This is a genomic window from Stella humosa (genome assembly GCF_006738645.1).
Lineage (GTDB): Bacteria > Pseudomonadota > Alphaproteobacteria > ATCC43930 > Allostellaceae > Allostella > Allostella humosa.
The window spans coordinates 2332005-2353823 of record NZ_AP019700.1 but is presented as its reverse complement, the minus strand read 5'-3'; the positions used below and the strand labels follow the sequence as shown (position 1 = coordinate 2353823).

The 21819-nt window shown below is 69.7% G+C and carries 23 protein-coding genes; 12 read left to right on the top strand and 11 right to left on the bottom strand.

Features of this window, described 5'->3' with window-relative positions:
- Position 1: 1 nt before the first annotated feature.
- From STVA_RS11045 to STVA_RS11030, 4 genes are read right to left on the bottom strand one after another with little or no spacing between them, the layout of a single operon-like run.
- Positions 2–1051: an extracellular solute-binding protein gene (locus STVA_RS11045; RefSeq protein WP_123688008.1), complete on the bottom strand. Its 1050-nt coding sequence runs from the start codon at positions 1049–1051 to the stop codon at positions 2–4.
- Positions 1048–1881 (bottom strand): ABC transporter permease, encoded by an 834-nt coding sequence (locus tag STVA_RS11040; protein ID WP_245978144.1) that lies wholly within the window; start codon positions 1879–1881, stop codon positions 1048–1050. The genes STVA_RS11045 and STVA_RS11040 overlap by 4 nt, the downstream gene beginning before the upstream one ends.
- Positions 1878–2753, bottom strand: a complete 876-nt coding sequence (locus tag STVA_RS11035) for an ABC transporter permease (RefSeq protein WP_123688774.1) — start codon at positions 2751–2753, stop codon at positions 1878–1880. Before STVA_RS11035 ends, STVA_RS11040 begins: the two co-directional genes overlap by 4 nt.
- Positions 2750–3871: an ABC transporter ATP-binding protein gene (locus STVA_RS11030; protein WP_123688007.1), complete on the bottom strand. Its 1122-nt coding sequence runs from the start codon at positions 3869–3871 to the stop codon at positions 2750–2752. Before STVA_RS11030 ends, STVA_RS11035 begins: the two co-directional genes overlap by 4 nt.
- A 66-nt stretch (positions 3872–3937) precedes the next feature.
- Between STVA_RS11030 and STVA_RS11025 the strand changes: the two genes are divergently transcribed.
- Genes STVA_RS11025 through STVA_RS11015 form a run of 3 tightly spaced genes read left to right on the top strand, consistent with a single transcriptional unit; the run spans position 3938 to position 6945 of the window.
- The gene (locus STVA_RS11025) at positions 3938–6241 is read left to right on the top strand and encodes a penicillin acylase family protein (protein WP_197735845.1); all 2304 of its coding nucleotides are present in this window, start codon (positions 3938–3940) and stop codon (positions 6239–6241) included.
- A 45-nt stretch (positions 6242–6286) separates the two neighbouring features.
- Positions 6287–6526: a type II toxin-antitoxin system Phd/YefM family antitoxin gene (locus STVA_RS11020; RefSeq protein ID WP_123688006.1), complete on the top strand. Its 240-nt coding sequence runs from the start codon at positions 6287–6289 to the stop codon at positions 6524–6526.
- Complete coding sequence (locus tag STVA_RS11015; RefSeq protein ID WP_123688005.1) at positions 6523–6945, top strand: type II toxin-antitoxin system VapC family toxin; 423 nt, start codon at positions 6523–6525, stop codon at positions 6943–6945. Before STVA_RS11020 ends, STVA_RS11015 begins: the two co-directional genes overlap by 4 nt.
- Positions 6946–6950: 5 nt before the next feature.
- Here STVA_RS11015 and STVA_RS11010 read toward each other — a convergent pair whose 3' ends face one another.
- Positions 6951–7694 (bottom strand): glutamine amidotransferase-related protein, encoded by a 744-nt coding sequence (locus tag STVA_RS11010; protein WP_123688004.1) that lies wholly within the window; start codon positions 7692–7694, stop codon positions 6951–6953.
- Positions 7695–7836: 142 nt separating this feature from the next.
- Between STVA_RS11010 and STVA_RS11005 the strand changes: the two genes are divergently transcribed.
- The 6 genes from STVA_RS11005 (at position 7837) to STVA_RS10980 (ending at position 13306) form a co-directional block, all read left to right on the top strand.
- The gene (locus tag STVA_RS11005; RefSeq protein WP_170216284.1) at positions 7837–8802 is read left to right on the top strand and encodes a Bug family tripartite tricarboxylate transporter substrate binding protein; all 966 of its coding nucleotides are present in this window, start codon (positions 7837–7839) and stop codon (positions 8800–8802) included.
- 10 nt (positions 8803–8812) lie between these two features.
- Positions 8813–9922, top strand: coding sequence for an enolase C-terminal domain-like protein (locus tag STVA_RS11000; RefSeq protein WP_123688002.1), 1110 nt, complete (start codon positions 8813–8815; stop codon positions 9920–9922).
- Between the two features lie 66 nt (positions 9923–9988).
- On the top strand, positions 9989–11008 hold the full coding sequence (locus STVA_RS10995; RefSeq protein ID WP_142235744.1) for a hypothetical protein: 1020 nt from the start codon (positions 9989–9991) through the stop codon (positions 11006–11008).
- A gap of 6 nt (positions 11009–11014) precedes the next feature.
- Positions 11015–12121 carry a hypothetical protein gene (locus STVA_RS10990; RefSeq protein ID WP_142235743.1) on the top strand — a complete coding sequence of 369 codons (1107 nt, stop codon included), beginning with the start codon at positions 11015–11017 and terminating at the stop codon, positions 12119–12121.
- Positions 12122–12145: 24 nt separating this feature from the next.
- The gene (locus STVA_RS10985) at positions 12146–12655 is read left to right on the top strand and encodes a PaaI family thioesterase (RefSeq protein ID WP_197735844.1); all 510 of its coding nucleotides are present in this window, start codon (positions 12146–12148) and stop codon (positions 12653–12655) included.
- Positions 12656–12670: 15 nt separating this feature from the next.
- Complete coding sequence (locus tag STVA_RS10980; protein WP_123687998.1) at positions 12671–13306, top strand: CDP-alcohol phosphatidyltransferase family protein; 636 nt, start codon at positions 12671–12673, stop codon at positions 13304–13306.
- Here the strand turns inward: STVA_RS10980 and STVA_RS10975 are convergent.
- Entirely contained in the window at positions 13303–14589 is a 1287-nt protein-coding gene (locus STVA_RS10975) for a serine hydrolase domain-containing protein (protein WP_197735843.1), read from the bottom strand. The genes STVA_RS10980 and STVA_RS10975 overlap by 4 nt on opposite strands.
- 174 nt (positions 14590–14763) lie before the next feature.
- Here STVA_RS10975 and STVA_RS10970 point away from each other — a divergent pair, with 174 nt between their 5' ends.
- The 3 genes from STVA_RS10970 to STVA_RS10960 all read left to right on the top strand — a co-directional run bounded on the left by STVA_RS10970 (position 14764) and on the right by STVA_RS10960 (position 16948).
- Positions 14764–15603 carry an NADPH-dependent oxidoreductase gene (locus STVA_RS10970; protein ID WP_123687997.1) on the top strand — a complete coding sequence of 280 codons (840 nt, stop codon included), beginning with the start codon at positions 14764–14766 and terminating at the stop codon, positions 15601–15603.
- A 94-nt stretch (positions 15604–15697) separates the two neighbouring features.
- Positions 15698–16585, top strand: a complete 888-nt coding sequence (locus tag STVA_RS10965; protein WP_123687996.1) for a TauD/TfdA dioxygenase family protein — start codon at positions 15698–15700, stop codon at positions 16583–16585.
- A gap of 36 nt (positions 16586–16621) precedes the next feature.
- Positions 16622–16948 (top strand): NIPSNAP family protein, encoded by a 327-nt coding sequence (locus STVA_RS10960; protein ID WP_123687995.1) that lies wholly within the window; start codon positions 16622–16624, stop codon positions 16946–16948.
- Positions 16949–16987: 39 nt separating this feature from the next.
- Here the strand turns inward: STVA_RS10960 and STVA_RS28355 are convergent, their stop codons facing one another.
- The 5 genes from STVA_RS28355 to STVA_RS10935 are packed head-to-tail and all read right to left on the bottom strand — an operon-like array spanning position 16988 to position 21773.
- Positions 16988–17677 (bottom strand): GntR family transcriptional regulator, encoded by a 690-nt coding sequence (locus tag STVA_RS28355; RefSeq protein WP_123687994.1) that lies wholly within the window; start codon positions 17675–17677, stop codon positions 16988–16990.
- A gap of 32 nt (positions 17678–17709) precedes the next feature.
- Entirely contained in the window at positions 17710–18576 is an 867-nt protein-coding gene (locus STVA_RS10950) for an ABC transporter permease (protein ID WP_123687993.1), read from the bottom strand.
- Positions 18569–19363 (bottom strand): ABC transporter ATP-binding protein, encoded by a 795-nt coding sequence (locus tag STVA_RS10945; RefSeq protein ID WP_123687992.1) that lies wholly within the window; start codon positions 19361–19363, stop codon positions 18569–18571. Before STVA_RS10945 ends, STVA_RS10950 begins: the two co-directional genes overlap by 8 nt.
- 11 nt (positions 19364–19374) lie before the next feature.
- On the bottom strand, positions 19375–20379 hold the full coding sequence (locus STVA_RS10940) for an ABC transporter substrate-binding protein (protein ID WP_123687991.1): 1005 nt from the start codon (positions 20377–20379) through the stop codon (positions 19375–19377).
- A 53-nt stretch (positions 20380–20432) separates the two neighbouring features.
- On the bottom strand, positions 20433–21773 hold the full coding sequence (locus tag STVA_RS10935) for an MmgE/PrpD family protein (protein ID WP_123687990.1): 1341 nt from the start codon (positions 21771–21773) through the stop codon (positions 20433–20435).
- Between the last annotated feature and the right edge of the window lie 46 nt (positions 21774–21819).

The following is a 21819-nucleotide window of genomic DNA, read 5'->3' as shown; positions in this document are numbered from 1 at the left end:
ATCAGCGAGTGAGCCAGGCGACCCAGCGCTCGCGCAGCTTCTCGCGGTTGGCGCCGACCCACTCGAAGTCGGGCATGACCTGGCGCGACCAGTTGTCCGGATGGTTGGCACGCCGCCGCTTCTCGGCCTCCGGCAGCAGGTCGAGCGCGTCCATGTTGGCGGTGGCCGTATTGAGCTGGTCGGCGAACTTCACGTGCCGTTCCGGCCCGGCCATGAAGAAGTCGAGGAAGGCCATGGCGCCGTCGGTGTTGGGGCCCCCCTTGATCACCGCCCAGATGCCGACGTCGCGGATGCCCTGGTTGAAGGTCATCTGCACGTTGGGCCGCTCGCGCGACATGATCAGCGCCCGCCCGCTGTAGCTCATGGTCATGGCGACCTCGCCCGAGCGCAGGATCTGCTGCACATGGTCGCCGCTCTTCCACCACACCGCGACATGCGGCTTGATCTGGTCCAGCTTCTTGTAGGCGCGGTCGAGGTCGAGCGGGAACAGCTTGTCCTTCTCCACCCCGTCGGCCAGCAAGGCCGTGATCGGCACCCAGTATTCGCGGTCGCCGGTATCGGGCAGGCCGCGCGGCCCGGGGAAGTTCTGGACGTCGTAGAAATCCTTCCAGCTCTCGGGCGACTTGCCCTTCAGCATGTCGGTGTTCCACACCATGACCATGGCGCCGATCGAACGCATGACGCCGTAGGGCATGCAGGCGCCGGGCGAGGCGCGCTTCATGTTCGGCAGCTTCGCGCAGTCGATCTCGACCAGCTGGTCCTTGTGCTGGATCAGGTCGGGGAAGGTCGCGGTCACGATGTCGTACTGCTGGCGGCCGGTGCGGGCGTTGGCCTGGACCCGCGCCCATTGCGACGGCAGCTCGGTCGTCACCTTGTTGACCGGCATGCCGGTCGCTTCCTCGAACGGCTTGTAGAACTGCTCGACCAGCGCGCGTTCCATGGTGCCGCCGGTGGCGGCGATGACGACTTCCTTCTTCTGGGCGGCAGCGGGTGCCGCAGCCAGGGCCAGGGCCAGGGCCAGGGCCAGGCCGGTCAGGATCGCGGTCTTCATTCTTTCCCCCCTGCGGCGGCCGGCGCGGCGCGGCGATCCGCCATCTGCTTGAAGAAGTGGCCCATCACGAGGACCGCGATGGTCAAGAGGCTCAGCATGGTGGCGACCGCCGCCAGCACCGGCGAGACGTCGAAGTCGATGTCCTCGAACATCTTGCGCGGCAGCGTCTTGCGATCGAGGTCGGAGATGAAGAACGAGACCACCGCCTCGTCGAACGAGATGATGAAGGCGAAGAGTGCTGCCGAGGCGACGCCGGGCGCGATCATAGGCAGGGTGACGTGGCGGAAGGTGGCGACGCGGCTGGCCCCGCAGGACAGTGCGGCCATCTCCAGGTCGGCATCGAAACGATAGAGCGCCGCCAGGATCGTGAAGATGGCGAACGGCAAGGCCAGGACGATATGGGCCATGGCGAAGCCGACGAGCGTGCCGGTCAGGCGCAGCTGCTCGTAGACCAGGAACATGGCGACCGCGAGCGCGATGTGCGGCACCACCACGGGGCCGATGATCAGCAGCTCGACGAAGGCCCGGCCGCGGATCCGCCCGCGCACCAGGGCCAGCGCCGTCATGGTGCCGATGATGGTGGCGCCGATGGCCGAGATGATGCCGGCCTCGGCGCTGAAGAGCGTCGCCTCCACCCACTCCCGGTCGGCGAAATACTCGCCGTACCAGCGCAGCGAGAAACCGGACGGCGGGAATTGCAGGTATTTCTCCGGAGATACCGACATCGGCGCCACCAGCACCGTCGGCAGCAGCAGGAAGACAATGACGGCATAGGCCAGCGCATGCAGCAGCAGGCGCCCAACCCCGCCCTGGCGCGGTGGGCGGCTCACGATCTTGTCCCCACGAAGCGCTCCAGCCGGATGAAGCGGTTGAAGGCGATGGTGAGCGCCAGCACGAAGGCCAGCAGCACACCGACGAGCGCGCCGGCAAAGGGCCAGTTCAGCATCTCGCGCACCTGTTGCGACACCAGGGTGGCGATCATCATCTGCTGCGGCCCGCCGATCAGCGCCGGCGTGATGAAGAAGCCCAGCGCCAGCAGGAACACCATCAGGCAGCCGCTGACGACGCCCGGCAGCGACAGCGGCCAGATCACCTCGCGGAAGGTGCTCCAGTTCGACGCCCCCAGCATCAGGGCGGCGCGCGGATAGTCCTCCGGTATGCCCTTCAGCGCCGAGAAGACCGGCAGCACCATGAAGGGCAGCAGCACGTGGCTCATCGCCAGCACGACCGCCCCCTCGGTATAGAGCAGGCGGATTGGCGCATCGATGAAGCCGATCCCGGTCAGCGCCTCGTTCACCAGCCCGTTGCGCTGCAGCAGCACCATCCAGGCATAGGTCCGCACCAGCACGCTGGTCCACAGCGGCAGCAGCACGGCGGCCGCCATCAGGCCCAGCTTCAGCCCGCTGCTGCGCGACATGACATAGGCCAACGGGTAGCCCAGCAGCAGCGTGACGATGGTGACGTAGACGGCGATGCGCGCCGTGCGCCACATCACGCGCAGGTAGACCGGCTCGCCGAAGACGCGCTCGTAGTTGGCCAGCGTCGGCTTGGGCACCAGCAGGCTCTCATGCAGCAGCGTGCCGAGCGGCAGCAGGAAGACGACCACCAGCAGGACCAGGAACGGGACGATCAAGGCAAGGCTGGCGGCCTCGCTCAGGTGGCGCCCGCCCAGGAAGAAGGCAGCCGGCCGCCGGGCGCTCACGGGGCGGCCCCGAAGGCGCGGGCGTCGGCCGCCCGCCAGGCGACGCCGACCGCCTCGCCCGGCCGCCACTCGCGCTCGCCGATGCCGGCCGGAATGCGGGCCCGCACGCGGCGCTCGCCGCCCAGCTCGACGATGCAGGTGGTGGCGACGCCGGCATAGATCGCCTCGATGACCGTCGCCGCCAGACCGCTGCCGGGTTCGGTCAACTGGATGCGCTCCGGCCGCACGGCCACGCGCACGGCCTGCCCGGCGGCCGCGGCATCGACCGCCGTCGCCGTCGTTCGCCCGCCGCCATCAAGCTCGACCGCCAAGTCGGTGCCCTTGCCCGCCGCATGGGTGGCGCGGCCGGACAGGAAATTGGTCTCGCCGATGAAGCCTGCGACGAAGGGGGTAGCCGGCGTCTCGTAAAGATCGCGCGGCGCGCCCACCTGCTGCAGGCGGCCGTGATCCAGCACCGCCACCCGGTCGGCCATGGTCATGGCCTCGGTCTGGTCGTGCGTCACGAACACGACGGTGACGCCGAGCTGCTGCTGGAGATGCTTGATCTCGAGCTGCATCTCCTCCCGCAGGTTCTTGTCGAGCGCCGACAGCGGTTCGTCCATCAGCAGCACGCGCGGCTGGTAGACGATGGCGCGGGCCAGCGCCACGCGCTGCTGCTGGCCGCCCGAAAGCTGGTTCGGCCGCCGCTCGCCATAGCCGCCGAGCCGCACCGTCTCCAATGCGGTCAGCGCCCGGCGCTCGCGCTCGGCCTTTGCCACGCCGCGCATCTTCAAGGGAAAGGCGATGTTCTCGGCCACGCTCATGTGCGGGAAGAGCGTGTAGCGCTGGAACACCATGCCGAGGTTGCGCTTGTTGGCGGGCGCCCAGGTGACGTCGTCGCTGCCGATCTCGATGCGGCCCGAAGTGGGATACTCGAAGCCTGCGATGGCCATCAGGATCGTGGTCTTACCGGACCCGCTAGGCCCCAGCAGGGCCACGAATTCGCCCGGCTGCACCTCCAGCGACACGCCGTCGACGGCGGCCACGGGGCCGAACCGCTTCACCAGATCGTGGACGGCGACCCGTCCCTCGGTACCTGCCTGTCCCCGTCCCACCGACTGCTCCGTCGTGGCGTTCATTCGTTGCCGGGAACGCTAGCCTCTATATGATATATCCCGCAAGAGGGGTTATCCGGAGGGGCGACCATGGCGGCGGCGATCGGCGAAGCGGCGGCGCGGGCGGCGATCCCGCCGCTGGACGGGCGGATGACCCTGGCGGGTATCGGTGGCCCGGTCGACATCTTTCGCGACCAATGGGGCGTGCCGCATATCCGCGCCGGCAACCCCGCCGACTGTTTCTTCGCCCAGGGCTTCGCCCATGCCCAGGACCGGCTGTGGCAGATGGATGCCGCCCGCCGCCGCGCCGTCGGGCGCTATGCCGAGTGGGTCGGCCCCTCCGGCGTGGCGGGCGACGCGCTGGCCCGCCGGGCCGGGATCGAGGCCGCCTCGCGCCGCGACCTGGCAGCGGCATCGGGCGAGACCGCGGCCATGCTGTCGGCCTACGCGGCCGGCGTGAACGCCTTCATCGCCGAGGGTGTCCTGCCGCTCGAATACGGGCTGCTGGGGGCGACGCCCGAGCCGTGGGAGCCGTGGCAGAGCATCGCCGCGATGCGCCAGCGCGGGTTCCTGATGGGCTCCATCTGGTTCAAGCTGTGGCGGGCGGCGGCCGTGCGCACCATCGGCCCCGACCAGGTGACCAAGCTGCGCTACGACGATGGCGGGCGCGACCTGCTGTGCATCCCGCCCGGCGTAGAGGCCGACCGCTGGGTCGCCACCCTGGCCGACCTGGGACCGGCACTGGAGGCCGTGGCAGCATTGGGCGCGTCCGACGCGACGGGCGGCGGCAGCAACAACTGGGCGCTGGGCCCATCCAGGACCGCGACCGGCCGGCCGCTGCTGGCCGGCGACCCGCACCGGGTGTTCGAGATCCCCAGCATGTATGCGCAAGGCCACATCGCCTGCCCGGAGTTCGATGCGATCGGGCTGACGGTGCCCGGTGTGCCGGCCTTCCCGCACTTCGCCCATAACGGCCGGGTCGCCTGGTGCGTGACCCATGCCTTCATGGACATCTTCGACCTCTTCGTCGAACGCTTCGCGCCCGGCGCGGGCCAATACCTCTTCCGCGACGAATGGCTGCCGACGACGCGGCGGACCGAGGTCATCGGCGTGCGGGGCGGCCCGGCGGTGGAGATCGAGGTGGTCGAGACCCATCACGGGCCGGTCATTGCCGGCGACCCGGCCAGTGGTGCGGCCGTCACCCTGCGCACGGTGCAGGTGGCCGAGACCGATCGCTCGCTCGACTGCCTGCTGCCGATGCTGCGCGCGGGCACGGTGGACGCGCTGTTCGAGGCGACGCGCGAATGGGGCCTGATCGACCACAATCTGGTCGCGGGCGACGTCGCCGGGCGCATCGGCCACCTGGTGCGGGCCAAGGTGCCGCGGCGTTCGCGCATCAATGGCTGGCTGCCGGTACCGGGCTGGACCGGCGACCATGAATGGCAGGGCGACATCCCGTGGGAGGCGATGCCACGCGTGTTCGACCCGCCGGGCGGCGCCATCGTCACGGCCAACAATCGTCCGGTGGCCGACGACTTTCCCGAATACCTGACCACCGACTGCCACCCGCCCTATCGCGCCGACCGCATCGCCCGCCTGCTGGCCGGACTGGACCGGGCCACGGCCGCCGACATGGCGGCCATTCACATGGACACGGCCTCGCCCAACGGCATCCTGCTGCGCGATCGTGTGGCCCGGCTCGCCCCCGCCGACCCGGCCCAGCGCGCCCTGCGCGACCGGATCGCCGGCTGGGACGGGCACATGGATGGCGGATCGGTGGCAGCCGGCGCCTACGCCCGCGTGCGCCGCGCCCTGACGCTGATCCTGGCGGACCGCTCCGGCCTGGCGCGCGCCGCGGCCGACCCGCTGCTGAAGGTGCCGCCGCCGCTCGTGCCGGCCAACCAGCTCTGGTGGACCCTGCCCGGCCTGCTGCGCGCCGACGATGCCGGCCTCCTGGGCGGCATCGGCTGGGACGAGGCGGTCGGCCAGGCCCTGGCCCAGGTCGCCGCCGAGGGCGACAACGGCCCCTGGTCGGCCATGCACCAGCCCCGCTTCGTCCATCCATTGTCGGCCCAGTTCCCGGAAGCCGCCGCCCTGCTCGACCCGGCCTCGCGTCCGATCGGCGGCGACAACGACTGCGTCCTGGCGACGGGCCTGATTTGCTCGATCGGCCTGCCGGCCATGTATGGCGCGGTCGCCCGTTACGTCTTCGATGTCGGCAACTGGGATGCCTGCCAGTGGGCGGTGTTCCACGGCGCCTCTGGCCATCCCGGCAGCCCCAACTATGCCGACCAGAACGCCGCCTGGACCGAGGGCCGCCTGGTGCCGATGCTCTACGGCTGGGATCGCATCCAGTCGGAGGCCGCGGCGACGATGGAATTGGTGCCGCATTGAACAGACCAGATGAATCAACTAGATTGAATCCGTCAGGAGTGATGGATGACAACGGTCGGCGCATTCGAGGCCAAGACCCACCTTTCAGCTCTGCTGGAGCGCGTGTCCCGGGGCGAGGAGATCACGATCACGCGTCACGGCAAGGTGGTTGCCCGTCTCGTACCGCCAGAGGTCGACGCGCATAGAGGCGTGGATCAGGTGATCGACGCGATTCTGGCGGCGCGGAAAGGCAGGACCCTCGGCGGCCTCTCCGTGCGCGACCTGCGCGATCAGGGTCGCCGTTGACCGCATTCGTCCTCGACTGCTCGGTCACGCTTGCCTGGTGTTTCGAGGACGAAGCGAGCGCTGCGACCGACGCGCTGCTGATGCGGCTGCGATCGGAGGGGGCGATAGTGCCGCCGATCTGGAGCCTCGAGGTCATCAACGTGCTGATCCAGGCCCAACGCCGCGGCCGCATCTCGCCCGATGAGGTGACGCGACAACTCCGGCTGCTTGCCGCGCTGCCGATCGAGATCGATGCGGGGGCTCTCGATCTCGCCGCGACCGCGGTGCCGAGGGTCGCCGAAGCCCACGGTCTTACCAGCTACGATGCGGCCTACCTCGAACTTGCCATCCGGCGGCATTTGCCGATCGCCACCAAGGATCGTGCGCTGATCGCCGCCGCACGGCGGTCGGGCATTCCGGCATTGCCGGAAGGCGCCTGAGCCATCTACGCCGGCACCGCCTGCAACGCCACCCTGCCCGCCTTGGCCGCGCGGAAGAAATCCACGATCCAGCGGCCGACCAGCGGCGCGTCGGTCCGGCCGGCCAGCGACGCCAAGGCGGCCTCGGCCGTGGCATCGGGGATGAGGGCGCCCTTGCGGGACGCGATCAGTTCTTCGGAGAAGGCCGCCGCGAACTCCGGGTGGCCCTGGAAGGAGAGCGCAACGTCGCCATAGGCAAGCGCGCCATAAGGGCAGAAGTCCGAGCCGGCGATGACCTCGGCTCCCGGTGGCAGGGCCACCACCTGATCCTGGTGCATGGCCTGGATCGCGAAGCTGGAAGGTGCGTCGGCCATGAAGGGCAGCGGCCGGCTCACGCCGTATCGGTGGACCCCGACCCCCCAGCCGCGGTCGGACTTCTCGACCCGGCCGCCCATGGCGTCGGCCAGGATCTGGTGGCCGAAGCAGATGCCGACGACCGGCACGCGGTCGGCCACCGACTGGCACAGGAATGCCTTCAGCGTCCGCATCCAGGGCAGGTCCTCGTAGACGCCGTGGCGCGAGCCGGTGACCATCCAGCCGTCCTGGGCCGCGGGCGATTCCGGGAAGACGCCGTCCAGCACTGGATATACCGTGACCGACGAGGCCGGCTCGGCCCCCTGGAGCAGCCGTTCCATCATCGGGCCGAAGCCGTCATGCCGGTCGGCCATGTCCGCCGGCACCCGGCCGGCCTCGAGAACGCCAATTCGCATCGCTGAAGGTCCGTTCGCTGGCAGCATCCTGGAAGAGCCATTCCATAGCGCCGGCCGACCCTGCCCGCAAATCCTGCGTGAAATCCACTGCCCGCCTTGGCTATGTTCCGCGCCGAACAGAAAACCACGGGGAAGAACGCCGATGATCCGCCTTACGCTCGCCGGAGCCGCCTTGTCGCTCGCCCTTGCCGGGGGTGCGGCCGCCGCCGACTTCCCGTCGCGCGACATCCGCTTCCTCTGCGGCTTCTCGGCCGGGGGTAGCTGCGACCTCGTCTCGCGCATGTTCGCCGAGAAGCTGGGGCCGATCTTCGGCCAGAACGTGGTGGTCGAGAACAAGACCGGTGCATCGGGCATGATCGCATTGACCGAGGTGTCGCGCGCGGCCCCAGACGGCCACCTGGTCTCGCTGTCGACGATGGCCAACCACACCGTCCTGCCGCAGATGCCGGGCGTGAAGTTGGCGATCGACCCCAACCGCGACGTGACGCCGATCGCCAGCCTGGCCAACGTCTACAACATGCTGATCGCCAGCCCGCAATCGACCTTCCAGACGGTCCCGGCGCTGATCGAGCATGCCAAGGCGAACCCGGGCAAGCTGACCTATGCCTCGGTCGGCAACGGCTCCAGCCAGCATCTGGCGGGCGAGCTGTTCCAGCGGCTGACGGGCACGCAGATGCTGCATGTCCCCTATCGCGGCGGCGCCAACGCACTGGTCGACATCACCGCCGGCCGCACCGACCTGATGTTCGGCAACATGCCGGAATTCCTGGGCCAGATCGAAGGCAAGGGCGTGCGCCCGATCGCCTTCGGCGCGCCCAAGCAGAGCCCGCTGTTCCCCGACCTGCCGGTCGCCAGCGCCACCGTGCCCGACTTCAAGATCGGCAACTGGTTCGGCCTGGTCGGTCCGGCGAAGCTGCCGGCGGACATCGTCGCCAAATGGACGGCCGCGCTCGACAAGGTCGCGGCCGACCCGGACTTCCAGGCGCGCATGGCCAAGAACGGGCTGGAGATCATCGTCGGACCGCCGGCCCGCCTGCAGGAGCTGATCGCGTCCGACAGCGCCCGCTGGGGCGAGGTCATCCGCGGCGCCAACATCCGCGCCGAGTAAGGCAGGGCCGATGAAGATCACCGACGTCACGCTGACGCTGTTCGCCTGGGAAGGGATCCCCAACCTCAGCTACGGCGCCCACGCCGCCCAGAACACCGGGCAAAGCCGGCTGGGCCTGCTGACCATCCGCACCGACGAGGGCGTCGAGGGCCATTCCTTCCTGGGCTCGGCCACCAACCCGGCCGACAGCGAGGCCGGCTCGCTGATCCGCGCGCTGAAGCCCCGCATCATGGGGCAGAACCCGCTCGACCGGGAACGCCTCAACCAGCTCATGTGGGCGCGCGTGCGGCAGACGACGACACGCGCCATCGGCGCCATCGACGTCGCCCTGTGGGACATCGCGGGCAAGGTGGCCGGCCTGCCGATCCACCAGCTTATGGGCTCCTACCGCGACCGGGTGCCGGCCTATGCCAGTTCCGAGGTGCTGCCGTCGGCGGCGGCCTATGCGGAGCAGGCCGTGCAGTTCAAGGAAGCCGGCTGGGCCGCCTACAAGATCCACCCCCAGCAGAAGCTGAAGGAGGACATCGCCGCCTGCCGGGCGGTGCGCGATGCCGTCGGCAGCGACTACACGATCATGCTGGATTCGACCTGGGGCTACGACTACCCGACGGCGCTGCGGGTCGGCCGGGCGATCGAGGAGATGAACTACTACTGGTACGAGGACCCGCTCGGCGACCAGGACGTCTACAACTACGTGAAGCTGCGCCAGGCCCTGCGCATCCCGATCATGGCGACCGAGTACCCACTGGCCGGCCTCGACTCCTACGCGATCTGGCTGACCGAGCGGGCCACCGACTATCTGCGCGGCGACGTCGCCGTGAAGGGCGGCATCACCACGGTGCTGAAGACCGCGCACCTGGCCGAGGCCTTCCGCATGAACTACGAGATCCACCATGGCGGCAACTCGCTGAACAACCTCGCCAACCTGCACGTCACCATGGCGCTGAAGAACTGCGAGTTCTTCGAGGTGCTGTTGCCGGAGGCGGCCCAGAAGTACGGCATGCTGGAGGACATCGAGGTCGGCCGCGACGGCATGGTCCATGCCCCGACCCGGCCGGGCCTGGGTGCCGAGATCGATTTCGAGCTGATCGGGCGCAAGACCGTGCAGGTCCTGTCCTGAGGGGGATCCCCTAGCCAGCCGGCTTCCGGCATGCTCCACTCCCGGTTGGTTCGAAGGTGGGGTGGATTGAGTCCGATCCTGAAGCGGGGTGCCTTTGCCGCGTCCATGCTGCTCGCCATGCTGCCCGCCACCAGCGGGTCGGCCGGCGAGCTGCCGGCCGTGGGCGAGGTGCATCGCGCGACGCTGGTGCTGCTCGGCCGGTCGGTACCCTTGCCGCCGGGCGACTGGACGGTCATCGGCCAGGGGCATGGCCCGGTCGCTGGCCCATCGCCGGGCGCCTATGGGGCGATCGGCGGGGTGATGCTGGTGCAGCAGCGGGGCGGCATCGTCGAGGGGATCGTGCTGGCCCACGCCAACCTGCTGCCGGTCGAGAATGGCTGGGGGCCGGCCAGCGAGTGCAATCGGGTAGGGGCCGTCTATGCGACCGGCGTGCGCCAGCGCGCGCGCAACCTCGCCTGCGCCTACGTCGTCATGTCGCCGGCCAGCGGCGGCACCGTCGCGCACCTGCCGGCCTGGGCGTCGGGCCGGGCAGAGGCGTCGCGGCGCGCGTGGCAGATTCCGGGCGCGCTGGCGATCGCGGGCGTGCGGGTCAGCGACCGCCGCGATGCCGTCGACGTGCGCTATGTCTGGCCGGCAGCGTCCACCCCCGAGCGGGCCACCCAACCCATGGTGCAGCGTGCCGCCACCGCCACCGAACCCGGGTCCATGCGCCTGCGCGCCCGCGCGCTGGCACCCTGGGTCGGCCGCGCCCTGGACGAGATCGAAGGCCGGCTGGAAGATCCGCTGGGGCCGACAGCCACCTTGTCCTGGCCGGGCGCGCCGCCGCCCGCGGCCGATCCGCCAGCCGGCACGAGCCGCTGGCAGCGCCGGCTGGGCCAGGCAGTGACAAGCCGCGGCATCCAGGCGTCGCTGACCATGGGTGTCGGCTTCATCGTTACCGGCAATGTCTACACGGCGGGACTGCTGGCCGCCTGGCACAGCCTGACCGACGGGGTCGGCAGCCACCTGGTGGAGTTCGGCTGGGAATGGGAAGGCGCGCGCCCGGCCATGGACTTTGTCGCCGACGGCGTGCGGGCAGCAGGCTGATTTCCCGTGCATAGCCTGGCTCGCCTGCTCCTGGCATTGATGATGGTGGGGATGGCCACCATTGGCCAGGCCGCCCCCCTGCTCCACGGCGTCGTCGAGGTGGCGGGCAAGCTGGTGCCCCTGCCGCCCGGCCGCTGGCTGCCGGTGGGCGAGGCGATCGAGCGTCATGGCGAGGCCGTCTTCGCCACCCGGGCCCTGGCACGGATCGAGGCGGGCGCCGTCGAGGCGGTCGCCATTATCCGCACCAACCTGTCGCCGCGGCCGCCGGCCTTCACCGGCCCATCGGACTGCGCGCGTGGCGACATCCACCTGGCCCACGTCGCCTACGACACCGACAGCGACGGGCTTTGCCTGTTCATCAACCATGTCGTCCTGTCCGAGGACGTGGCCGGGCCGCCGGTTTGGCTGGCCGCGCGCGAGACCCTGGCCGCTCTCGGCGCCGTCGTGACCGACACCTGGCTGGCGGTCGGCATTCGCGCCCGAACGTCCCGCCACGCGATCGACGTACGCTACTACTTCGCCCCGCCCGACTTCCGCTCCGCCCTGCCGGCGCGCGGCTGGAGCGACAACCGCTGGTCGCCCGCCCGCGCCCAGGCCGACGCCGACCGACGTGCCTCGATCCGGCGGCTCGGCGTCTGGGCCCTGTGGGCGCGCGAGGCCGTCGAACTCGGCCTGCGCGGCGAGATCCCGGAGGAAGCCCTGCCGCCAGCACCCTGGGACGGGCCGGACATCGCCGCCCGGCTGGTGGCGCTCCGCGTCGGCAAGCTCGACCGTCTGTTGGCCGCCGGCCAGATCGGCGAGGGCGAGTATCGCCGCCAGCGTCGGCAGCTCGAGGAAGTGGGGATCGACCCGGAAGCGTCCGCATTGCCGCTCTGGCAGCGCGGCATCTGGAAATGGCTCAGCCACGGCGTCGCCTCGGCCGCGGAATCCCTGGGCGTTGCCTATCTCGTCATCGGCAGCCTGTGGCCGACGCTGGGCTTCGGCGCGCTGCTGGAGGGGGCCGCCCCCGTCGGCTCGTACCTCCAGCGGCTGCTGTGGTCCGATACAATCGCCGCCGAGGCCGTGTCGCCGACCGCACCGCGCGATTTCGCCGAAATCGGCCTGAAGAACTGACATTTCGCGGGAACGAGCAGAACCATGGCCGGAATGCCGACCGACGCCCCCCAGGACGACCGCCGCTTCGGCGTCGTGCCAAAGGAAACCATGGCCGGCATGACCGGCCTCGACTTCCTGACCGGCCTGATGAATGGGACCCTGCCCGCGCCGCCCATGGCCGGGACCCTCGGCTTCCGGCTGATCGAGGTCGCGCGTGGCATGGCCGTGTTCCAGATCCAGCCGGAGGCGCGCCATTTCAATCCGCTCGGCACGGTCCATGGCGGGCTGGCCATGACCCTGCTCGATTCCTGCATCGGCTGCGCGGTCCAGTCGACCCTGGCGCCGGGGCTGGCCTATACCAGCGTCGAGACCAAGGTGAATTTCACCCGCGCGATCCTGCCCGGCGTCGGGACGCTGCGGGCGGAGGGCCGGATCGTCAGCGAGGGCCGCCGCATCTGCACGGCCGAAGGCCGGCTGGTGGGTGCCGCAGACGGCCGGCTCTACGCCCACGGCACCGGCACCTGCCTGGTGTTCCCGATCACCGGCACCTGAGCCGCCGGCCGCCGATTGCTCGACCGAGCGCTCCAGCCCTTCCTGCACCGCGCACTGGTCGGCCCGGCACGGCGGCTGGCCGGCCTGGGGATAGCGGCCGACCAGTTGACGCTGGCCGGCTTCACGATCGGGCTGGCGGCGTTGCCGCTGCTGGCGGCCGGCCGGCCCGTGGCGGCCCTGGCAGCCATCCTGGTCAATCGCCTGCTGGACGGGCTGGACGGAGCCGTCGCCCGCCTGGTGGGGCCGACCGACCGCGGCGCCTTCCTCGACATCGCCTGCGATTTCTTCTTCTACGCCGCCGTGCCCTTCGGCTTCGCCCTGGCCGACCCGGCGGCCAACGCCCTGCCGGCCGCATTCCTGCTGCTGGCCTTCGTCGGCACCGGTTCGAGCTTCCTGGCCTTCGCCGCGGTCGCGGCCCGCCGCGGCATGGCGGAGGAGCGGCTGGCCGCCAAGGGCATACGCTACCTGGGCGGCCTGACGGAGGGCACCGAGACGCTGGCCTGCTTCGCGGCCATGTGCCTGTGGCCGGCCGGCTTCCCGCTCCTGGCATGGGTCTTCGGTACGCTCTGCCTGGTCACGACGGCCACCCGCTGGTGGACCGGGTGGCGATCGTTCGGCCAGGCGCCGGACGATCGCCACCCACAGCCCTAATCCACGATCGCCTGGTAGACCAGTTCGCGCATCAGGTAGCGGTAGGGCAGCCGGGCGTGCGGCGACTGCATCATCAGGATGGCGAACATGCCCTCGGCCGGGTCGATCCAGAAGTAGGTGCCGAAGGCCCCACCCCAGAAGATGTCCCCGGGCGAGCCGTGCAGCGGGCTCATGCCGGCCTCGTTGCGCACGGCGAAGCCCAGGCCGAAGCCCTGACCCATCTCGCGCGAGGGCGTCAGCGCCTCGAAGCGGGCCATGTCCGGCCCCATCTTCGTGCCGGGCGGCAGGTGGTCGCTCGACATCAGCTCGATCGTCTTGCGCGACACCAGTCGCACGCCGTCGAGTTGTCCGCCATTCAGCCAGAACTGGCAGAAGCGGGCATAGTCGGACGCCGTCGAAACCATTCCGCCGCCGCCGGATTTCCAGGCGAAGTCCTGGGTCACCAGCGGCACCGCCGGGACCTCGTTCTTGGCCCCCTCGCGATGCGGCCGGGCGCCGCGGCCGGCCTTCTCGGCCGGCACCGAATAGCCGGTGTCGTTCATCTTCAGCGGCTTCAGGATGCGCTCGGCGACGAAGCGGTCGAGCGGCATGCCGCTCGCCACCTCGACGATGCGGCCCAGCACGTCGGTCGACATGGAGTATTCCCACGTCGTGCCGGGCTGGAAGACGAGCGCCAGCTTGGACAGCTTGGTCACCATCTCGGCGTTGGTCTGGCCGCGATCGGATGCCTTGGCGTCGACATAGGCCTGCTTCAGCGGATTGTCGCCGGCGGCACCGTAGGTCAGGCCCGAGGTGTGGCGCAGCAGGTCCTGCACGGTCATCGGCCGGCGCTGCGGCTCCAGCGCCACTTCGCTCTTGCCGTCGACCTGGCGGACGGTGCCGACCTTCAGGTCCTTGAACTCGGGCAGGTACTTCTCGGCCGGGTCGGCGATCGACAGCGCCCCCTCCTCGGCCAGCATCATGATGGCGAGCGAGGTGATCGGCTTGGTCATGGAGGCGATGCGGAAGATGGCATCGGTCGCCATCGCCGCCTTGGCCTCGGGATCGCGCAGGCCGAACGCCTTCAGGTAGGCGACATGGCCGTGGCGGGCCACCAGCACGACGGCGCCGGGCAGTTCGCCCTTCTCGACGCCCTGGCGCATGCGCTTGGAGATGCGCTCCAGCCGCTCACCCGACAGGCCCACATCCTCCGGCTTCTCGACCTTCGCCAGGCCCTGGGCGTGGGCGGCCGGCATGGCCAGCAGCCACAGCCCGGCCACGACGCCGAGCATGGTGTTCTTCATGGTTCGTTCCCCCCAAAGCATATGGGCGGATGATTGGACCGGCCCCGGGCGAGTCGCAATGGAAACTGTCGCCACCCCGGTCGGGGCCATCGGCCGGTAGACGCCGGGCGCCCGGTCGGGCACAGATGATGCACAATCATTCCGCCGTCTTTCCCTTCCCCGAGGTACCTCCCCATGGACGCCATTCCCGGCACCCTGCCCGGCAAGAATGCGGCGCTGGCCGCGCGCTACGGTGACGATGCGGCGCCCGCCGCCGGCCCGTGGAACGAGACGATCGCGCAGCTTCTCCAGCATCGGTCGGTGCGCGCCTACCTGCCGACCGCGCTGCCGACCGGCACGCTGGAGACGCTGGTGGCGGCCGCCCAGTCCGCCGCGACCAGCTCCAACCTGCAGACCTGGTCGGTAGTGTCCGTGACGGACCCCGCCGTGCGCGCCAAGCTGGCGGCCATCGCCGGCGGGCAGAAGCACATCGAGCAGTGCCCGCTCTACCTCGTCTGGCTGGCCGACCTGTCCCGGCTGGCCCGCATCGCCGAGGCCGAGGGCCGGGTACTCGAGGGGCTGCCCTTCCTCGAGCCGTTCCTGGTCGCCTCCATCGATGCCGCCCTGGCCGCGCAGAACGCGGTGGTGGCCGCCGAATCGCTCGGCCTGTCGACGCTCTATATCGGGGCCATGCGCAACGACGTGGTGGCGGTGGCCGAACTGCTGGGCCTGCCGCCCGGCGTCGCCGGCGTCTTCGGCCTGTGTGTCGGCTATGCCGACCCGGCCGCCCCCTCGGAGGTGAAGCCGCGCCTGCCGCAGGACGGCGTCCTGCATCACGGCACCTACCGGATCGGCGACGAGGTTGCCCGGCGCGCGGCCTACGACGAAAGGATGGGCGCCTTCTCGCGCCGCAACGAGATGCAGGCCGACACCTGGACCGAGCGCGTGCTGTCGCGCATCGCCAGCGTCAAGGCGCTGCGCGGTCGCGACCGGCTGAAGGCGGCGCTGCGCCGGATCGGCTTCCCGCTGCAATAGGCCCCCCGGGCCGGCGCTCCGGGCTTTCCCGGAGCGCCGGCCCGGGTCTAAGCTCGACCGGAGGACAAGGTCCGTCACCGGAGGGAAGACCGCCATGAGCGTTCGCATCCGCCCGCTGCACCCGCATCTGTTCGGCGAGGTCGAAGGGATCGACATGCGCCGCCCGCTGACCGCCGACGAGGTGGCCGCGGTCGAGGCCGGGATGGACCGGCATGCCGTCCTCGTCTTCCACGACCAGGACATCACGGACGAGCAGCAAGTCGCCTTCAGCGTGAATTTCGGGCAGATCGAGCTGGCCGTCGGCGGCAACATCACCAAGCCGGGCGAGCGGCGGATCGACGTGAAGCTGGCCGACGTCTCGAACCTGGACCAGAACAACCAGCTTCTGGCGCGCGACGACCGGCGGCGCATGTTCAACCTCGGCAACCGGCTGTGGCACTCCGACAGCTCGTTCCGCGCGGTCCCGGCCAAGTATTCGCTGCTGTCGGGCCGGCGCATCCCGTCGGCCGGTGGCAACACCGAGTTCGCCGACATGCGGGCAGCCTACGACGCGCTGGACGACCGCACCAAGGCCGAGATCGAGGACCTGGTGTGCGAGCATTCGCTTATCTATTCGCGCGGCCTGCTGGGCTTCACCGAGTTGAGCGAGGAGGAGAAGCGGACCTTCGCGCCCGTCCGCCAGCGCCTGGTGCGCACCCACCCGGTGACCGGCCGCAAGTCGCTGTTCCTGTCGTCCCATATCGGCACCATCGTCGGCTGGCAGATGCCCGAGGCCCGCTGCCTGATCCGCGACCTGATGGAGCACGCCACCCAGCGCGAGTTCGTCCACGCCCATGTCTGGCGCCAGCACGACCTGGTGATGTGGGACAACCGCCAGACCATGCACCGCGCGCGCGCCTTCGACGAGACCCGCGAGGCCCGCGACGTGCGCCGAACGACCATCGCCGGCGAGGCGCCGACGGTGGCCCAGGTGGCCGCCTGAAGGCCGCCGACAAGAGAGGAAAGAGGGAACCTGCGAATGATCTACGAGATGCGCGTCTATCACTGCATGCCGGGCCGCCTGCCGGCGCTGCTGAAGCGCTTCGACACCATCACCCTGAAGAAGTGGGAACAGCACGGCATCAAGCAGGCCGGCTTCTGGACGGTCCTGGTCGGCGAGAACAACCAGGACCTGATCTACCTGCTGGCCTGGGATTCCATGGCCGACCGGGAAGAGAAGTGGAACAAGTTCCAGGTCGACCCGGAGTGGCTGGCCGCCCGCGCCGAGACCGAGAAGGACGGCGCCATCGTCGCCTCGATCAGCAACAGCTTCCTGCAGCCGACCAGCTTCTCGTCGGTGAAGTAGGCATGCCTGCCGCGGCCGGGGGCATCCGCACCCCGGCCGTCACAGGCCGGCCAGCGCCACCCGGGCCGCCTGCTGGATATGGTGCAGGGACACGGCATAGGCCGCGTCGGCATCGCGCCGCCGGATCGCCGCCATCATGTCGCGGATTTCCCGGATGCTTTCCTGGGCGCGCGCGGGCGAGGACAGGGTCACCCGGCGCAGCATGGTGATGCGGTCGTTCAGCGAGCGCAGCATCGAGCGCAGCACGTTGTTGCCGGTACCGGCGATCAGCACGTCGTAGAATATCTGCTTGGCCGACAGGATCTGCTCCACGTCCAGCGTCGCATAGGCGCCCGCCAGCCGCTCCACCGCGGCGTCCAGCTCGGCCACCTGGTCGTCGCTGGCGCATTCCACGAACAGCCTGGCCGCCAGCGCCTCCAATGCCGCCCGCACCTGGTAGACGCTGGCCGCGTCGGCCGCCGTCAGGCGTTTCACCAGCGGACCGCGGTTGGGGATGATCTCGATCAGCCCCTCGCTCTCCAACTCGCGCAGGGCCTCGCGCACCGATGGCCGGCTGACGCCCAGCAGTTCGCACAGGTCCTTCTCGATCAGGCGCTGGCCCGGCGCGAAGCGGCCGCTGGTGATGGCCCCGCGCAGCACCTTGGCCACCTGCCGGCGCACCGGGGCCGCCACGCTGTTGACCCGCATCGACAGATCGGGAGAGAAATCGGCTTCGACACGGTTCGGCATGTGGTGGGCACCCGGGGGGCTTTGCGTTCCTGTCAGCTTTGCATGCCCCAGCGGCGGATCGTGCGTTGTTCCAGGGCGCGGAAGACGAAGTTGTCGACCACCAGCCCGAAGACGATGACCATCAGCAGGCCGGCGAACACATTGGGTATATCCAGCAGGTTCTTGTTTTGGAAGATGTACCAGCCGAGCCCGCCGCCGCTGGAGCTGACGCCGAATACCAGTTCTGCCGCGATCAGGGTGCGCCAGGCGAACGCCCAGCCGATCTTCAGGCCCGTCAGGATGCTGGGCAAGGCGCCCGGGATGAGGATGCGGGTGACGTAGGCGACCCGCGACAAGCCGTAATTCTGCCCCACCATGCGCCAGGTCGGGCTGACCGAGCGGAAGCCGGCATGGGTGTTGAGCGCCACCGACCACAGCACCGCGTGAATCAGCACGAAGATGACGCTGCCGTCGCCCAGCCCGAACCAGATCATGGCCAGCGGCAGCAGCGCTATCGACGGCAGCGGGTTGAACATCGAGGTCAGCGTGTCGAGCAGGTCGGCCCCGACCCGGGTCGCGGTCGCGAAGGCCGTCGCCACCGCCGCCAGAAGCAGGCCCAGCGCATAACCCTTCAGCAGCATCTCGACCGAGCGCCCGGTGACCGCGATCAGCTCGGCCGTGCGCAGGCCGGCGAAGAAGGCCGTCGCCGTCTCGGAGAAGGTCGGGAACAGCAGTGAGTTGCCGAGCCAGCGGGCATAGACCTCCCAGATCGCCGCCATCGCCAGCAGCAGCAAGCCCTTGCGCACCGCACCGATGGCGAACACCCGCTCCCACAGGCCGAGCGGCTTGACGACGACGCCGAAGCCGGCCGGCACGTCGTCGGCGATGTAGTCGGGCCGCTCTCCCCTCACGTCAGCCATGGGTGCCGCTCCGCTGGGCGGGCTGCTCGCCGAACAGCAGGTACTCGATCCGGGCCGAGAGCGTGCGGCCGTCGGCGCCGACCGCGTCGATGCCGGTGCTGCCGAGCTCGGCCCGCACCCGGCCCGGGTGGGGGGTCAGCAACAGGATGCGGTCGCCGATGCGCACCGCCTCCGGGATCGAATGGGTGACGAACAGGAGCGTCACCTTGGTTTCCTCCCATAGCTGGAGCAGTTCCTCCTGCATCTGGCCGCGCGTCAGCGCGTCCAGGGCCGCGAAGGGCTCGTCCATCAGCAGGATCTCCGGCTCCATCGCCATGCCGCGGGCGATCGCGACCCGCTGCTTCATGCCGCCCGACAGCGTGTGCGGGTAGCTGTCCGCGAACTTGGTCAGGTGCACCTTGGCGATGTAGTGCTCGGCCCGCTCCACCGCCTCGCGGCCCTTCAGGCGGCCGCTGGCGGTAAGGGCGAACAGAACATTGTCCTTCACCGTCTTCCACGGCAGGAGCTGGTCGAACTCCTGGAAGACCAGCACACGGTCGGGGCCGGGGCGGGCGATGGCGCGGCCCCCAAGCGCGATCCTCCCCTCGACCGGCTTGATGTAGCCGCCGACCGCCTTCAGCAGGGTCGACTTGCCGCAGCCCGACGGCCCCAGGATGACGTAGCGGTCGGACTGGCGCACCTCGAAGCTGACGCGGTAGGTCGCCGTGACGAGATGCTCGCGGGTCCGGTACTGCAGCGTCACCCCGTCCACCGACAGCAGCGGCGGCGATGCGCCCTCCTGTGCCATGGCCCGGCCGCCTAGTTGCCGCCCTTCACATCGGGATTGTCGAAGAAGAGGTCGGCCAGGCCGGCCGGCTTGTTCTTGAGCGAGCCGATTTCATGCATGAAGTTGGCATAGGTCAGCACGTTCTCCGGCCGCGGCGTGTACTTCGTCTTGGGATCGTTCAGGATCGCGACCAGCTCGGCCGTGTCCCAACCCTTGCCGCCCATCGACTTCAGCAGCACGGCGGCGGCCGCGTTCTTGTCCTCGCCGATCATCTCCTGCGCGCGCTTCAGCGCCTTCATGACGACGCCGTGGACCTTCGGGTTCTCCGCCTGGAACTTGGAGGTGGTCGACATCATCGTGAAGGTGGTCGAGCCGCCCATGACGTCGTCGGAGCTCATCACCGTCCGGATGCCGGGCTCCTTCAACTCGCGCGCGTCGAAGGGGGCCGACGCCCAATGGCCGATGATGTTTCCCCCGCCCGAGATCAGCGAGATCACCGCGTCGGGATGGGCCATGGTCACGGTGAAGGGGTCGAAGCGGAAGACCTGGTCGCGGCCGTACTTCTTCAGCGCATACATCTGCATGATGATCGAGGGGATCGACACCTTGACCGAGGTGACCGCGATCTTCTGGGCGCCGCTGATCTCGTCGAGCGACTTCAGCTGCGAGCCGGTGACGTTCAGCGTCATCGGCATGGAGCTGATGGCGCCGATCGACTTCACGCCGACATTGGCCCGCGTGCGATCCCATAGGATCAGGAACGCCGGCGGCCCGGCCGAGATGTAGTGGGCCGAGCCCGACAGCAGGGCGTCGTTCATGACGGCCGGACCGCCGATGTTCGACCAGTTCACGGTCACCTTGACGCCGGCTTCCTCGCCCAGCTTCTCGATCAGCTTGTGCTCCTGCATCATGTGCAGGGGCAGGAAGCCGAAGCCGCCGGCGCCCAGCGGGATGCGCAGCTCGCTCACTTCGGCGGCGGCCACGGCGGGTACGGCCGCGACGATGGCGGCCGCGATCATTGCCTTCCAGGTCTTCATCAGTCCCCTCCTCCGTCGTTCGGCGGTCCTTGCCGCCTGTTCTTCGTGCAAGCCTACTGGCCGGCCGGGACGCAATGCCCGATCAGGGTCGAGACGTCGGCCAGTTCCTCCACCCCCCAGCAGGCGGCGATCGCGGCATCGACCTGGGCCGGCGTGACCACCGTCGTCTGGTCGCGGAACTTGGTCTCGAGTTGGGCATCGCTCAGCGGCCGAGCGAGGTTACCCAGGGACTGTTCCAGCTTCATGCCGACCGTGCGCCCATCCTTCAAGCGCACCGACACGACCACATTGTCCTCGCCCACCTCGCCGTCGCCCACGGCCTGGGTAAGCTCGCGCAGGCGCTTCAGTACCGGGTCGGCGACGGCGGCGTCGGTGAACTCCGACAGGCTGCCGCGCCCGCGCCCGAGGCCGATGGCGGCTGCGTGGTAGATCGAGAACTTGCCCTCCAGCCCGGCCGTGATCTGCTTCTTGTCGCAGAGGTCCTTGACCAGGGGGGCCACCCGCAGTTCGACCGCCTCGATCTGGTCGGCCACCAGGCCGTGCCGGTCGTGGAGCTGGATGCAGGCGTCGATCGTCGGGTGGATGACGATGCCGCAGGGAAACGGCTTGTAGGTGTTGACCCGCAGGTCGAAATCCTGGCCCAGATTCGCGACCAGCTTGTCGAGGTCGTAGGTGGCGGCCGTCACGGCGGCAAAGCCGCGCGGCGCTTCCAGCGGCAGCCGGCCGGTGGTGAAGCCCTTCTGGGCGAGCAATGCGGCCATGTAGCCGCTCTGGGCCGAGCGGCCGGGGTGGAACGACTTGCCCATGGAGCCGAACATCTCGCGGATGCCAGCCGCCTGGGTCGCCGCCAGGCCGATGGCGTAGGTCATGCGCTCGGCGTCGAGGCCCAGCAGCCGGCCGACGGCCGCGGCCGCGCCGAACACCCCGACCGATCCGGTCGAGTGCCAGCCGGCATCGTAGTGCGCGGGATAAGTCGCGTTGCCGATGCGGGCCACGATCTCGAAGCCCAGGATGAAGGCATGCAGGAAGTCAGGCCCCGACACCTTGTTGACGCTGGCATAGGCGAAGAGGGCCGAGGCCACCGGCGAACTGGCATGGATGTAGTTGCGCGGCATCGTGTCGTCATAGTCGTGCACGTGCGAGCTGATGCCGTTCAGGAGCGAGGCCAGCAGGGGGTCGAACCGCTCGCGCCGGCCGAGCACGGCCGAGGTCGCCGGGCCGGCATATGGGCCGAGCGCGTCGATGGTGATGTCCATCGCCGGATGGTCCGCCCCACCCAGCGCGCAGCCGACGATGTTGACCAGCGCGCGCTTGGCCTCGTGATGCACGTCGGCCGGAATGTCCGCGAGCCGGCTGTCGCGGACGTAGTTCACCAACTGAGCCGTGAAAGTCATGTGCCGGAATCCCTCCCCCTTGCGGATCGCCCCCGGGGGTTGTTTC